Genomic DNA, 13,741 nt, shown 5'->3' with positions numbered 1-13,741 from the left:
CCACGGTCGGAGCACACATCACACCCGCCGACGGATCCGTCCCAACTGACGCGTAAGGAAGGGTAGGTGCGGTCACACCCGCACTAGATCCCTAAGGACCTTCCCCACGTGCGCAGCAGACGACGAATAGCAGTGCCCTTCCTGGCGGCGAGCGCCGTCGCCACCCTGGTTCCCGCGCTGGCCCCGGCCTCCACCGCCACCGCCGCCGAGAACCCCCTGGCGCGGTACCTCCAGCAGAAGCCCTCGTGGCACCGCTGCGACAAGTCGGGGCCGGCCTCGTACCAGTGCGCCACGATCAAGGTGCCGCTCGACTACAGCCGCCCGGACGGCAAGAAGCTCGACCTCGCGATATCGAGGATGAAGACGAGCACCAAGAAGGAGCGCCGCGGTGTGCTCCTCATCAACCCGGGCGGCCCCGGCGGTACGGGCGTCGAGATGCCCTTCGTGCTGTCGGGCGAGCTGCCCAAGTCCGTGCAGGCCAAGTACGACCTCATCGGCTTCGACCCGCGCGGTGTCGGCCAGAGCTCGCCCGTCAGCTGCGGACTGAAGACCGCGGAGATGGACTGGCAGCGCCCCTACAAGGCCGGCACGTTCGCCAAGGACGTGAAGTGGGCCAAGACCGTCGCCGACAAGTGCGACGCTAAGCAGGGCGACAGGCTGCGTCACATCACCACGCGCAACACCGCCCGGGACATGGACGTCATCCGTGCCGTGCTCGGCGAGAAGAAGATCTCGTACCTCGGCTACTCGTACGGCACCTACCTCGGCGCCGTCTACACCCAGATGTTCCCGAAGCGGTCGGACCGCTTCGTGCTGGACAGCTCCGTCGACCCGGCCCGGGTCTGGCGCGGGATGATCCAGGTCTGGGCGGAGGGCGCGGAGCCGGCGTTCGCCAACTGGACGAAGTGGACCGCCAAGCGTGACTCCACCTTCAAGCTGGGCAAGACCCCGGCCGCCGTGAGCAAGACCTTCTGGGACCTGGTGGCCCGGGCCGACCGCAAGCCGATCGACGACGGCAGCGGTGTCCCGATGAACGGCGATGACATCCGCATGTCCATGCGCCAAATCGTCTTCAACGCGGAGAACGCCGCCAACACGGTCAAGGATCTGAAGGCGGCCGCCGAGGGCAAGAAGACCACCCCGGCGCCCACCCGTGAGTCCAGGACCCCCGAGCGCCCGGCCCCGCCCGCCTTCGGCACCGCCGCCGCCAAGGTGAAGGTGCCGTCGGACAACGCGGACGCCAGCTTCTGGTCCGTGGTCTGCGCCGACACCCGCGCCTGGCCGACCGACCCCGAGCAGTACCGCCGCGACGCGGTCGCGGACAGGAAGAAGTACCCGCTGTACGGGGACTTCGCGTCCAACATCAAGCCGTGCGCGTTCTGGAAGCAGCAGGGCGCCGAGCCCGCCACCAAGATCGACAACAAGGTCGGCGCGCTGCTCCTCCAGAACGAGTGGGACTCCCAGACCCCGCTGACCAGCGGCCAGGGTCTGCACCGGGTCATGAAGGGCTCGAAGATGGTCACCGTCGCCGGCGGTATCGGCCACGGCATCTACGGCACCAAGTCGTGCGCCGACAAGACGGCCACGGCCTACCTGGCCACGGGCAAGCTCCCGGCGAAGGACATCACCTGCAAGGCGACGCCCCCGGCCGAGGGTGAGCGCAGCGGCGAGAGCCCGCTGCCGATCCCCGCTCCTCGGGGTGTCCCGGGCATGGTGAGCCGTTTCTGAACCCCTCCGGGTGAGCTGAGTCGACGTGGGGCTTCCGCCTGCCGGGAGCCCCACGTTCGTGCTTCACCGGAAGATCACGGGGTGTTCGGAGAGTCGAGCCACGCCCGCCGGTAGCCCTGGGGTGTGATGCCCAGCCGTCGGACGAAGTGGCGGCGCAGGCTGTCGGCGGTGCCGAAACCGGAACGCCTGGCGACGGCGGCGATCGGGTCGTCGGTGGTTTCCAGATGGTGCTGGGCGAGCAGGACGCGCTGTGCTGTCAGCCATTGCACGGGGGTGGTTCCGGTTTCCTGCTGGAAGCGGCGGGCGAAGGTGCGCGGGGACAGGTGGGCGTGGCGGGCCATCGCCTCGACCGTCATGTTCTGGTCGAGGTGGGCTTCGACCCAGTTCAGGACGGGAGTGAGGGAGCTGGTTCCTTCCCGCGGCTGGGGGCGTTCGCGGTACTGGCGCTGGCCGCCTTCCCGGTGCGGCGGCGCGACCATGCGGCGGGCGATGGCGTTGGCCACAGCACTGCCGTGCTCCTTGCGGACCAGGTGGAGACAGGTGTCCACACCGGCGGCGGTGCCGGCGCCCGTGATGACCGGGTCCTCGTCGACGTACAGCACGTCGGACTCGACCCGGGCGTGTGGATGGCGGCGGGCGAGCTCGTCGGTGTACCGCCAGTGAGTGGTGCAGCGCCGTCCGTCCAGCAGGCCTGCCTGGCCCAGGAGGAAGGCGCCGGTGCAGATGCTCAGGACACGGGCGCCTCGCTCGACGGCGGCACACAGCTCGTCGACCAGGCGGTCCGGTTGCCGCACCCGGAGATCGTAGGCCGGGACGCAGATGAGATCCGCGGTGGAAAGCCGCTCGGGGCCGTGAGGGGCCCGCACGTCGAAGCCGTGCCGCGTGGGCACGCTGCCGCCCGCGGCCGAGACGAGGGCGAAGTCGTAGACGGGCAGGGCGTCCTCGCTCCGGTCGATGCCGAAGACTTCGCAGAACACGCCCAGCTCGAAGGCATGGCTGCCTTCGAGGGCCAGGACGGCGACATTGTGGATCATCGGACCCTGTTTCCGGGGAGTGGCAGGAATGTGAGCCTACCTGTCATTGCTGCCACTCCCGGTGCGCGCCCCGCCCTGGAAGGCTCACAGGACATTCCCCGCATGACATGACAGGTGGGCTTCCGATGATCAAAGAACTTCCCGCCGCAGCCACCGCGGCCGTTTCCTCGAAGGCCGCGGAGGTGCTGCGGAGGCTCGCACTCGACGAGGATCTGAAGTGGCGCGTCCCGGGGGACCCGGCCCTGGGCCCCCTGGTCCGCAAGGCCGCCCGGCGCTACGTGGCCGGCGAGAGCCTGGCGGACGCGGTGGACCGCGCGCAGCGCGTCCGCACCGAGGGCCACCGCGTGAGCGTCGAGTACATGGGCGAGAGCTGCCGCGACCCGCAACGGGCCACGGCCGAGACCGACGTGTTCGTCGACGCTGCCCGTCTCCTGCCGCACGGCTGCTCGATCTCCCTCGACCTTTCCCACATCGGTCTCGCCATCGACGAGGAACTCGCCCTGGCCAACGCCTCCCGCATCGCGCAGGCCACCGCCGCGACCGGCCGGGAGATGATGATCTCAGCCGAGGGCTCCGACCGCACCGACGCCGTGCTGGCCCTGCACCGCACTCTGTGCGAGCGGTTTGACCACGTGGGCGTCACCGTCCAGGCGCGACTGCACCGGACGGCCGAGGACCTGCGGGAACTACTGCCGCTTCCTGGGCGCATACGCCTGGTCAAGGGCGCCTTTCTCGAGCCCCGGACCGTCGCTCACCCGCGCGAGGACCCCGCCCTGGCCACCGCTTACCTCGGCTACGCCGAACAACTGGCGGACTCGGGCCACTTGTGCTCCTTCGCCACCCATGACTGGGACCTGATCCACCGCATCGACCACCATCTCGGCGGGAAGGGCCACGAGACCGCACCCTGGGAGTTCGAAACCCTCCTCGGACTCGGGCCCGACCGCCTCGACGCCATGGCCGGGCAGGGCCACCCCACCCGCGAGTACATCGTCTTCGGCACCGAGTGGTGGCTCTACGTCTGCAACCGGCTCGCCGAGGACCCCCAGCGCCTGCTCCAGGCCCTCGTCGACGCGGCCACCTGAAATCGGGGCCCGACGAGGCGGGGGCCGGGTGGGGTCGGCACGGCCGCGGCGGGCATGGCCGGTCGCCTCCGAACCCCTCCGGGCGAGGTGAGTTGACGTGGGGCTTCCGCCGGGCGGGAGCCCCACGTGCGCACGTGCCGCTTCGGTTACGCGGAGGCCGCCGTGACGAAGGCGGTCCAGGCGGTGGGCGGGACGGCCAGGGTGGGGCCGTCGCTGACCTTGGAGTCGCGGATGTGGACGGTGTGGGGGCAGACGGCGATCTCGACGCACTCGCCGCCCTCGTTCGTGCTGTAGCTGGACTTGCGCCAGTCGTAGGCGACCTCGACGCAGGCTCCGCCCTCGTTCGTGCTGTGACTGCTCTTGAACCAGACCAGGCCGGAATTCACGTTCCTGCCGCCATCCTCTCCATCAGTGCCACGGACTCCCAGGGGTTGAGCGCCTGGGCCCGCAAGGCGCCGAAGACGTCAATCAGCCGGTTGACCTCTTCGGGTTTGGAGATCAAGGTATCCCCGCCCTGTCCCTCCGTGTACCCCAGATTCCGTCCTTCCCGGGTGCTCAGCAGTTGCATGGAGCCGTGCAGCCCCGCGTGCGTCTCTCGATCCGTGGGCATCACCTGCACCGTCAGATTGCCTCTGGTGCGGACCAACTCCAGCAGATGCAGCAGCTGCTCCTTGAGCACAGCCTGGCCGCCGACCGGCCGCCGCAGCACCGACTCCTCGATGACATAGCTGACGATCGGCCTCGGCCTGCGATCGAGCACTGCCTGCCGTTCCAGCCTGGCTTCCACGTGCCGGTCAATGTCCTCCGGCTCGTACGCGGGCACCCGCACCTCGTACACCGCCCGGGCGTAGGCGAGGGTCTGGAGCAGCCCGGGGATGACGGTCGTCTCGTAGGCGCTGATGCTCACCGCCTCGGCCTCGGTGAGCTTCCAGTCGAGGAACCTCGGCGAGTACTTCTCCGCGTCCATCAACGGCGCGCAGGATGCCAGCGCTCCGTTGGCCTCCAGTGCCTTGTCCGCGTCCACCAGGAACGCCGTCGTCGGGATGCGCTCCCCCCGTTCGTACGCCCCGAGCAGCGACTCCGACATCACCAGCCGGTCGGCCAGCTCCTTCTGGGTCATGCCCGCGAGGCCCCGGAACAGCTTGATCAGCGCGCCCACGTGCCTGCGCGCGGGCGAGGGTTCCTTGCCCGACCCCACCGCGACCACCGTCCTTCCCACACCTCACGGATGTGGACCGTGTCCTCCTGGTCACGGTACGCAACCGGCGCGATGCTCGGAGGCATGACCAGCGAGAAACTCCCCGACTGGGTGCCGGCGTCCGGCGTGCAACTGCGGCTCACCGGGATCCACTTCGACGCCGTGCGGGTACGCGGCGTGCGCGGCGAGGCCGTGCTCCACCACCTCGTCCGCGCCACGGGCGGGCACCCCGGCCCCGTGGTGCGGGAGATGTGGCGCGGCCGGTGGACGTACTTCCTGATCCCGCCCGGCACCAGCAAGGCGCACCCCTGGCCACCCGGTGCCGCCCACTTCGGCCAGTGCGCCCGGGACCAGTACATCGGCGTCCCCGCCGCCCACGGCAACACCTACCCGCTGTCCTGGCCCGCAGGACCGCCGGCGGCCGGGGAGTTCGTGGACCCGGAGCTGCTGTTCGCCGTGGTCACCGCGCAGTTGTGCGTGGCCCCCGGGGGCTGAGCAGTCGCGGCGAACCCGCCGTCGCCGCCGGTGGTGCGGTCGTCGACCAGCCCGAACCGCCGGGGGCGCATCGGCTTCCCGGTGCCGCCCTCAGCGCCTCGCGGTCGTCTCCCCGGGCGCAGACACGACAGTGGCCAGATAGGCGTCCAGGAGCTCGACCTGCCGCCGCGGCGGGAACGCCTCCGGAGCGAACAGGGCCTGGACCACCAGGCCGAGTACGAAGGACTGGGCGCGGGCGGCGATGTCCGCGGGGTCGCCGGGGGGCAGTTCGCCGAGCTCCTGGGCCTCGGCCACCCGCCGGCTCAGCCGGTCGCGGCCCTTCTCGTACTTGCGGGCGTAGTCGGCGCTCAGCCCGGGGTCGGAGAGTGCGGTGTCCCAGGAGGAGACCCAGATCCGGTTGCTGTCGGTGGCCTCCGCGGTCAGCGGCAGGATGTCCAGCAGTGCGCCCCGGACGGCGGCGAGTCCTGCGCCACCTTCGCCCGCGTGGCGGCGGGGGCGTGACAGCGTGCGCTGTTCGAGGAGGTCGAGGGCGTACTCCACCAGGGCGCTTTTGGTGGGGAAGTAGTGCGTGAGCAGGCCGGTGGTCGCGCCGAGTTCGGCGGCGACGGCGCGCAGGGTCAGGCCGGCGAAGCCGCGGGCGGCCAGGACCTGCCAGACGGCCGCGGAGACATCACGCCGCCGGGCCTCATGATCTCCCTTGGTGCGTGGCATGCGGCCACGGTACATTGCCGTAACACTTGTTATGTGAATGGGAGGCCCGCATTGTTCTCGCTGCCGCTGGGCGACGACGCCCACCTCGGCCCGCTGGAGGTCTGGCACGCCGAGGAGTTCGCCGCCCATCTGGACCGGGCCCGGGAGCACATCCGGCCCTGGGTCGGGGCCGGGTTCGTGACCACCGATGTGGACGGGGCGCGGGCCACGCTCCAGCGGTACGCCGAACGGCAGGCCGCCGACGGTGGCCGTCTCTACGGCATCCGGCGGGAGGGAGTGCTGGTCGGCGGGGTGATGTTCACGGACTTCCAGGCCGCGGCCGGCTTCTGCGAGGTCGGCTGCTGGCTGGAGCCGTCAGCCGAGGGCCACGGCCTGATCACTCGGGCCTGCGGCGTGCTGCTGGACTGGGCGTTCGCGACCCGCGGGCTGCGCCGGGCCGAGTGGCATTGCCGGGCCGACAACGACCGCAGCTCGGCGGCGGCCAAGCGGCTCGGCATGACGCTGGAGGGCACGCTGCGCGAGGTATGGCCGTACGAGGGCGTGCGCCACGACAAGCAGGTCTGGGCGGTGCTGGCGCGGGAGTGGCTCAGACAGACGGGGTCGTAGGGCAGCGCGGCCGGAACACCGGCACCGCCACACCCCCCTCACCCTCCTCCCGGAAGGCCACCTCCAGCTCCATCCCCACGCGCAGCTCCGCCTCCGGGCACTCCACCACCACGGTCATCATCCGCGGCCCTTCGGCGAGGTCCACGACCGCCGCCGTGTAGGGCGTACGGTCCGCGAACGGCGGCAGGTCGTTGCGGTGGACGACGGACCATGTGTAGAGGGTGGCCCGGCCGGTGGCCCGCTCCCAGGCGACGTCCTCGCTCCAGCAGTGCGGGCAGAACTCGCGCGGATAGTGGTGGGCCTCGCCGCACGCCCCGCAACGCCGGATCAGCAGCCGGCCGGCGGCGGCCGCCGCCCAGTACGTACGCGTGAAGTCGTCGGCCTCGGGGGTCGCGGCGCTCACCGGTTCAGCACCCGCGTCGCGTGGTCATGGATCACCGTGAACCTCCCCTGACATAGCTGACGATGCATCAGTTCAGCGGATCGCACCGTACAGGCGCAAGGGTCCGGATACCGGCGCCCGTGACCGATTCGCAATCGATTCCCGTCTCACCCGAGACCCATCAGGTGATCGGGCCACTACGCTCAGCGTTCATGAACGATGTCATACGCGCCGCTTTCGCCCGTGCGAACGACCTCACGGACGACCGCCCCGTGTACGTCATCGGCGCAGGCCCCGGTGGGCTCGCCGTCGCCGCGGCACTGCGGGAGCGGGGGATACGCGCGGTCGTGCTCGAGAAGTCCGGATCCGTGGGTGCCTCCTGGCGCGGGCACTACGACCGGCTGCGGCTGCACACCACACGCAGACTGTCGTCCCTGCCGGGGCTCGCCATTCCGCGCGCGTTCGGCCGGTGGGTGTCCCGGGACAACGTGGTCCGCTACCTGGAGAAGTACGCGGAGTTCCACGAGCTGGAGCTGGTCACGGGCGTGGAGGTCACGCGCATAGAGCCCGCGGGCCCGGGTCCCGACTGGGTGCTGCACGCGACGGGCGGGCGCCGGCTGACCGGGCGGGCGGTCGTCGTGGCCACCGGCTTCAACCACACGCCCCGCCTGCCGGACTGGCCCGGCGGCGATGCGTACACGGGAGAGCTGCTGCACGCGTCCTCCTACCGCGAGCCCACTCCCTACGCGGGCAAGGACGTACTGGTCGTCGGGTCCGGGAACACCGGCGCCGAGATCGCCGCCGATCTGGCGGCAAGCGATGCCGCACGCATACGCCTGTCCATACGCACCACTCCCCACATCGTGCGCCGCTCCACTCTCGGCTGGCCGTCGCAGCGCGCCGCGGTCCTGTCCCGCAGGCTGCCGGTCCGCCTGGTGGACCTGGCCGCCCGGGTGATCTGCCGGATCTCGGTTCCCGACCTGTCGGCGCACGGACTGCCCCGCCCGGACACCGGGCTCAGCTCCCGGGCACGAGCAGGTGCCGTGCCGGTGCTGGACGCGGGCCTCGTCGACGCCGTACGCAAGGGCAGGGTGGAACCGGTCGCGTCGGTGGAGTCCTTCGACGGGGACAAGGTGGTGCTGACGGACGGCAGCAGGATCGCCCCGGATGCGGTGATCGCGGCGACGGGCTACCGGCGCGGGCTCGAGGACCTGGTCGGACATCTGGGCGTGCTGGACGACCTGGGGCGCCCGGTGGTGGTACGGGGCGGTCGAGCGGCGCACGAGGTACCCGGGCTGTACTTCACGGGCTTCACCAACCCGATCAGCGGGATGCTGCGTGAACTCGCCATCGACGCACGGAAGATCGCGAAGTCGATGGGGCGCCTCGGGGCGGCGAAGGACCGGGCCGGACGCCGGACCTGACCGGCGGGCCGCCCCGCTCCCGACCCTGCACAACTGTTCCTGACGTGCAGTCAGTTCGGTTAATCTGACAGTGCGTCAGACAGCTCTACCGGACGACGACGAGCAGGAGCGGCGTAGCGATGCTTGGATCGACCCACGGCAGCCTCACCACCGACCTCCGCGCCCGCGTCGTGGCCTGCGGAGAGCAGCCCGGCCCCACCGTCCACGGTGTCGCCGCGAGCGAGGGCGACCTGGACGTCAGCGGACGTCCGCTCTACGCGCCCGTCCCCGATCTCGACCGGTTCTTCCGTCCCGAATCGGTCGCCGTCATCGGCGCGTCCGACGCCGAAGGACGGCCCAACACCGGGATCACCCGGCAGCTCATCGCCTGGGCCGAGCGCGTGGGCGCACGGCTGCACCCGGTACATCCGCAGCGCGCCACGGTGTTCGGGCTGCGGTGCGCGGCGTCCGTCGCGGACCTGCCCGAGGCCGTAGACCTCGCCGTACTGCTCGTCGCCGACCCGCTGCCCGTGATCGAGGAACTCGGCCGGGCGAAGGTGCGGTTCGCCGTGGCCTTCGCCTCCGGCTTCGCCGAGACCGGCGAGGAAGGAGCCGCCGCCCAGCGGCGGCTGGCCGCCGCGGCCGAGCGGTCCGGACTGCGGCTGCTCGGCCCCAACACCAACCTCAACGCCTTCGAGAAGTTCCGCGACGACCTCGAAGGGCCCGCCATCGCGCTGATCACCCAGTCCGGCCACCAGGGCCGGCCGGTCTTCACCCTCCAGGAGCTGGGCATCCGCCTCTCCCACTGGGCGCCGACCGGCAACGAGGCCGATCTGGAGACCGCGGACTTCCTCTCGTACTTCGCCGGGCGGCCCGAGGTCGGGGCGATCGCCTGCTACGTGGAGGGACTCAAGGACGGGCGCTCCTTCCTGCTCGCCGCCGACCGTGCGGCGCGGGCCGGGGTGCCGGTGGTGGCGGTGAAGGTGGGCCGCACCGAGACGGGCGCGCGTACGGCGGCCTCGCACACCGGCAAGCTGACCGGCGCGGACCAGGTGGTGGACGCGGCGATGCGGCAGTACGGGGTGATACGCGTCGACGGGCTCGACGAACTCCAGGACACCGCGGCACTGCTGGCCCGGGCACGTACCCCGCGCGCGGACGGTGTCGTCGTCTACTCGATCTCGGGCGGCACCGGCGCCCACTTCGCGGACCTGGCGACGGCGGCCGGGCTGCGGCTGCCGGCACTGTCCACCGCCAAGCGGGACGAACTGCACCAGTGGATACCGGAGTACCTCAACGTCGCCAACCCTGTGGACAACGGCGGCCATCCGGTGGGCGACTGGCGCGGCCGGAAGATCATCGACGCGATACTCGCCGATCCGGCCGTCGGAGTGCTGATCTGCCCGATCACCGGCCCGTTCCCGCCCATGAGCGACAAGTTGGCGCAGGACCTGGTGGACGCGGCCGAATCGACGGACAAGCTCGTGTGCGTGGTGTGGGGTTCCCCGGTGGGGACGGAGGAGGCGTACCGCACCACGCTGCTCGGCTCCTCGCGGGTCGCCACGTTCCGTACGTTCCGCAACTGCGTCACGGCGGTGAAGGCGTATCTCGACCACCACCGGTTCACGGCCTTCTACCGCTCGCCGTTCGACGAAGCCCCCCGCAGCCTCTCCCCCTCCTTCCGCAAGGCGGAGGCGCTGCTGCGGCCCGGCCACCGGCTCAGCGAGCACGCGGCGAAGCAACTGCTGCGGGCCTACGGGATACGGGTGCCCCGCGAACAGCTCGTGACCAGCGCGGCCGCGGCGGTGCGGGCGGCCGGCCTGGTCGGCTACCCGGTGGTGATGAAGGCCTCGGCGCCACAGCTCGCGCACAAGACGGAGCTGGGGCTGGTGAAGATCGGGCTGACTTCGGCCAGCCAGGTCCGCGACGCGTACCGCGAGCTGACCGACATCGCCCGCTACGAGGACGTCGAACTCGACGGCATCCTGGTCTGCCAGATGGTCGAGCGGGGCGTCGAGATGTTCGTCGGCGTCACCCAGGACGAGCTGTTCGGCCCGACGGTGACGGTGGGCCTGGGCGGGATCCTGGTGGAGATGATGCGGGACTCGGTGGTGCGCGTGCCGCCGTTCGGCGAGGACCAGGCCCGCTCGATGCTCGCCGAACTGCGTGGGCGGGCCCTGCTGGACGGGGTGCGGGGCGGGCCGCCGATGGATGTGGACGCGCTGGTGGAGGTGGTGCTGCGGGTCCAGCGGATGGCGCTCGAACTGGGCGGGGAGCTGGCCGAGCTGGACATCAACCCGCTGATGGTGCTGCCGCGCGGGCAGGGCGCGGTGGCACTGGACGCGCTGGCGGTGTGCCGATGACCGCCGGGGACGTGGTGCGCGAGGTGCTGCACCGTACGGAGAACGGGGTCTCCTGGATCACGCTGAACCGCCCCGAGGCGTTGAACGCGGTCACCTGGGACCAGCGTGAGCGGATCATCGCGCTCCTGGCGGACGCCTCCGCCGACCCCGGGGTACGAGCCGTCGTGATCACGGCGACGGGCAAGGGCTTCTGCGCGGGAGCGGATCTGCGCGGAGCGCCCGCGAACGACGGGGAACGCGTGCCGGGCGATGTGGCCCGTACGATCCGGCGCGGCGCGCAGCGCTTCATCGCGGCGGTACTCGACTGCGAGAAGCCGGTGATCGCGGCGGTGAACGGAACAGCGGCCGGGATCGGTGCGCATCTGGCATTCGCGTGCGATCTCGTGCTGGCGGCCGAATCCGCCCGGTTCATCGAGGTGTTCGTCCGCCGTGGCCTGGTTCCGGACGGCGGCGGGGCGTATCTGCTGACACGGCTGGTGGGCCCCCAGCGGGCCAAGGAGCTGATGTTCTTCGGCGACGCCCTGTCCGCGGGGGACGCGGAGCGGCTGGGTCTGGTCAACAGGGTGGTCACGCCGGGCGATCTGGAGAAGACGGCCCGCGAGTGGTCCGAGCGCCTCGCCCAGGGCCCGACAAGGGCGCTGGCCTTCACGAAGGAGCTGGTGAACTCCTCGCTGGACGGCGACCGTGCCGCGGCGTTCGCGGCGGAGGCTGCGGCGCAGGAGATCAACATGGCCACGAGCGACGCCAACGAAGGCGTCGCGAGCTTCGTGGAACGACGAGTGCCGCGGTACCGCGGGCTGTAGGGCGCGCCCCTCCGCAGAGCCTGTGGTCCGGAGGCGCAGCGCCGGTCTTCACACCCGTTTGTGCTCATGAAGTCCGGCGCCGCTACCGCGGCCCGGCCTGGTCAGAGCCAGTCCGGCATCGGTGCTGCTCGGAGAAGTGGGCCCGGTCACGGGCCCGCTTCCGGTGGACCTGTTGCCGAGTGCCTGAATGAGGCGATGCCCAGGTACCGGCGCCCGACAGCCAGTGCGGTTCGGAGCCGCGCCGACGAGGAGGGCGGCGGCTGCCGACAGGGGCGGAGCGCCGGCCATCCGTCTGCCAGTGGAAAGGCATCCTCGAACTCGATGCAGGACTGCCGCGACCAGGCACCCGGCCGCCAAGGCCGCCGGGTGCCTGTCGACCAGCGGGGATCAGCCGAAGCAGTTCGGGACCGGGTTGTCGCTGCCCTCGCAGTTCGTCGGCACGTTGTCGACGATCCGGACCTTGCCGTACGTGAAGATCGTTCCGTTGTTGTGCACCCCGCCGGCGGGCGCATCGGACAGGTTCTTCGTCACCTTCACGTCGGTGAGCCGCAACACCCCTTCGTCGTCGTCGTCCTCGCCCTCATTGAAGATGCCGCCGCCACGGGCACCGTTGCCGGGAGCCTGGTTGTTGACGATCTTCGAACGGCGGATCGAGACCGCCTCGCCTTCCTCTGTTCGCACGTTGACACCGCCGCCTTGGGCATCGGTGCTGATGACGGCGTTGTCGGCGATCTCGGAATCCACGATCGACGACCCCTCGCTGAGCGAGAGAGCGCCACCGTCCAAGTGCGCGACATTGCCCTTGAAGACGCTGTCGCGCACGAAGAGCGCGCCGCCGTCATTGTCGATGGCTCCACCGTCGTCGCCGGCGACGTTGTCGACGATCGCGCTCTTCTCGATCTCCAGCACGCCGTCGTTGTGCAGACCACCACCATCCTCGGCATTGTTGTTGCTGACCAGGCTGTTCCGGAGCTTCATGGACGCGTCGTTGTAGAGGACAGCGTTTCCTTCGTCGTCGCCGATGTTGCTCGTGATCTCGGAGTCGGTGATCTCGGTCTTGCCTTCGCTGTAGATGGCGGCACCGTCCTCGCCGGAGTTCCGGTGGAAGGTGCTGTCGCGTACGGTGGCGATGCCCTCGTTCATGAGACCACCGGCGTCCTGCTGGTCGAGGATGTCGACGGTGTTGTCCAGGACCTTGACGTCGTCGAGCTCAAGCCGCCCCGCACCGCTCACCCGGATGGCACCGCCCTCGTTGTCGTCCCCGGCCTCGGCGGCCTTGCCACGGGTGAGGGTCAGCTTGCGCAGCTTCAGGTCGCCACCGGGACCGACTTCGAAGAGCCGGAACGAGTCGGCGTTGGCGGCGCGGGCGATCGTGGCGCCGTGGCCGAAGATCGAGATCGGCTGAGTGATCCGTGGCAGACCATTGCCGTCCAGGTTGGCCGTGAGCGTGTATGTGCAGTCCTTGGCCAGAACCAGATCGCCACCACGGAGCTCGTTCAGCGAGACCAGCGCGGCGACCAGCGCATCCGGATCGCACTCCACATACCTCTTGCCGTCATCCTCGTGACTGCGACGCTTCTGCTTCGGGTCGCCCTTGTCGCTGCTCTTCTTGTCACCCTTGTCCCCTGGGGCTGGTGACGGCGCGACGGCTTGGGCTGTACCCGCCCCCGCAACAACCGCGACGGTCGAGCTGGCGACCACCGTGGTGAATCCAGCCGCCATCACCAGGGCGGCCCTCCAGCGGCGACCCAATACCGCCGACCTCATCACACGCACAGACATCCGACGCTGCTCGCTTCCTCGCGGGACCAAAGTGCGCCACATCGAAACATACGGAAAGCCGTAAATCCGACAATTAGGCAATCCGTGGGAGTGTCGACTGGAACGGGTAGTGAGCCGAGCGGGAGCGAGGGTCATCGCGGGCCATGGAGGC

13 protein-coding genes are annotated in these 13,741 nt (G+C 70.4%); 7 read left to right on the top strand and 6 right to left on the bottom strand.

Annotated elements, in window-relative coordinates; translation table 11 throughout:
* Nucleotides 1–108: 108 nt before the first annotated feature.
* On the top strand, nt 109–1,728 hold the full coding sequence (locus ABZ532_RS06415; RefSeq protein WP_361279977.1) for an alpha/beta hydrolase: 1,620 nt from the start codon (nt 109–111) through the stop codon (nt 1,726–1,728).
* A 74-nt stretch (nt 1,729–1,802) separates the two neighbouring features.
* Here the strand turns inward: ABZ532_RS06415 and ABZ532_RS06410 are convergent, their stop codons facing one another.
* Nucleotides 1,803–2,762, bottom strand: a complete 960-nt coding sequence (locus ABZ532_RS06410; RefSeq protein WP_361279976.1) for a helix-turn-helix domain-containing protein — start codon at nt 2,760–2,762, stop codon at nt 1,803–1,805.
* Nucleotides 2,763–2,887: 125 nt separating this feature from the next.
* Here ABZ532_RS06410 and ABZ532_RS06405 point away from each other — a divergent pair, with 125 nt between their 5' ends.
* Nucleotides 2,888–3,847, top strand: coding sequence for a proline dehydrogenase family protein (locus ABZ532_RS06405; protein ID WP_361279975.1), 960 nt, complete (start codon nt 2,888–2,890; stop codon nt 3,845–3,847).
* A 146-nt stretch (nt 3,848–3,993) separates the two neighbouring features.
* On the opposite strand, the gene ABZ532_RS06400 is transcribed toward ABZ532_RS06405, so the two are convergent.
* Both ABZ532_RS06400 and ABZ532_RS06395 read right to left on the bottom strand, forming a co-directional pair.
* Nucleotides 3,994–4,233 carry a DUF397 domain-containing protein gene (locus ABZ532_RS06400; RefSeq protein ID WP_361279974.1) on the bottom strand — a complete coding sequence of 80 codons (240 nt, stop codon included), beginning with the start codon at nt 4,231–4,233 and terminating at the stop codon, nt 3,994–3,996.
* A complete protein-coding gene (locus ABZ532_RS06395; RefSeq protein WP_361279973.1) occupies nt 4,230–5,066 on the bottom strand; it encodes a helix-turn-helix transcriptional regulator in 837 nt (278 codons plus the stop codon). Before ABZ532_RS06395 ends, ABZ532_RS06400 begins: the two co-directional genes overlap by 4 nt.
* Before the next feature lie 63 nt (nt 5,067–5,129).
* Between ABZ532_RS06395 and ABZ532_RS06390 the strand changes: the two genes are divergently transcribed.
* On the top strand, nt 5,130–5,540 hold the full coding sequence (locus ABZ532_RS06390) for a hypothetical protein (RefSeq protein ID WP_361279972.1): 411 nt from the start codon (nt 5,130–5,132) through the stop codon (nt 5,538–5,540).
* 90 nt (nt 5,541–5,630) lie between these two features.
* On the opposite strand, the gene ABZ532_RS06385 is transcribed toward ABZ532_RS06390, so the two are convergent.
* Complete coding sequence (locus ABZ532_RS06385; protein ID WP_361279970.1) at nt 5,631–6,251, bottom strand: TetR/AcrR family transcriptional regulator; 621 nt, start codon at nt 6,249–6,251, stop codon at nt 5,631–5,633.
* A gap of 51 nt (nt 6,252–6,302) precedes the next feature.
* Here ABZ532_RS06385 and ABZ532_RS06380 point away from each other — a divergent pair, with 51 nt between their 5' ends.
* Nucleotides 6,303–6,857, top strand: a complete 555-nt coding sequence (locus tag ABZ532_RS06380) for a GNAT family protein (protein ID WP_361280119.1) — start codon at nt 6,303–6,305, stop codon at nt 6,855–6,857.
* Here the strand turns inward: ABZ532_RS06380 and ABZ532_RS06375 are convergent.
* Nucleotides 6,838–7,260: a Zn-ribbon domain-containing OB-fold protein gene (locus ABZ532_RS06375; RefSeq protein WP_361279968.1), complete on the bottom strand. Its 423-nt coding sequence runs from the start codon at nt 7,258–7,260 to the stop codon at nt 6,838–6,840. The two genes, ABZ532_RS06380 and ABZ532_RS06375, sit on opposite strands and share 20 nt — an antisense overlap.
* 191 nt (nt 7,261–7,451) lie before the next feature.
* Here ABZ532_RS06375 and ABZ532_RS06370 point away from each other — a divergent pair, with 191 nt between their 5' ends.
* The 3 genes from ABZ532_RS06370 to ABZ532_RS06360 all read left to right on the top strand — a co-directional run bounded on the left by ABZ532_RS06370 (nt 7,452) and on the right by ABZ532_RS06360 (nt 11,808).
* A complete protein-coding gene (locus ABZ532_RS06370; RefSeq protein ID WP_361279967.1) occupies nt 7,452–8,663 on the top strand; it encodes an NAD(P)/FAD-dependent oxidoreductase in 1,212 nt (403 codons plus the stop codon).
* A gap of 119 nt (nt 8,664–8,782) precedes the next feature.
* The gene (locus ABZ532_RS06365; protein WP_361279965.1) at nt 8,783–11,005 is read left to right on the top strand and encodes an acetate--CoA ligase family protein; all 2,223 of its coding nucleotides are present in this window, start codon (nt 8,783–8,785) and stop codon (nt 11,003–11,005) included.
* Nucleotides 11,002–11,808, top strand: coding sequence for an enoyl-CoA hydratase-related protein (locus tag ABZ532_RS06360; protein ID WP_361279964.1), 807 nt, complete (start codon nt 11,002–11,004; stop codon nt 11,806–11,808). The genes ABZ532_RS06365 and ABZ532_RS06360 overlap by 4 nt, the downstream gene beginning before the upstream one ends.
* Before the next feature lie 387 nt (nt 11,809–12,195).
* Here ABZ532_RS06360 and ABZ532_RS06355 read toward each other — a convergent pair whose 3' ends face one another.
* Nucleotides 12,196–13,590 (bottom strand): right-handed parallel beta-helix repeat-containing protein, encoded by a 1,395-nt coding sequence (locus tag ABZ532_RS06355; RefSeq protein WP_361279963.1) that lies wholly within the window; start codon nt 13,588–13,590, stop codon nt 12,196–12,198.
* Between the last annotated feature and the right edge of the window lie 151 nt (nt 13,591–13,741).

The sequence above is a fragment of the Streptomyces sp. NPDC019396 genome (genome assembly GCF_040632375.1).
GTDB lineage: Bacteria > Actinomycetota > Actinomycetes > Streptomycetales > Streptomycetaceae > Streptomyces.
The sequence above is the reverse complement of the archived record's forward strand: the minus strand, read 5'-3'. Positions and strand labels throughout refer to the sequence as shown.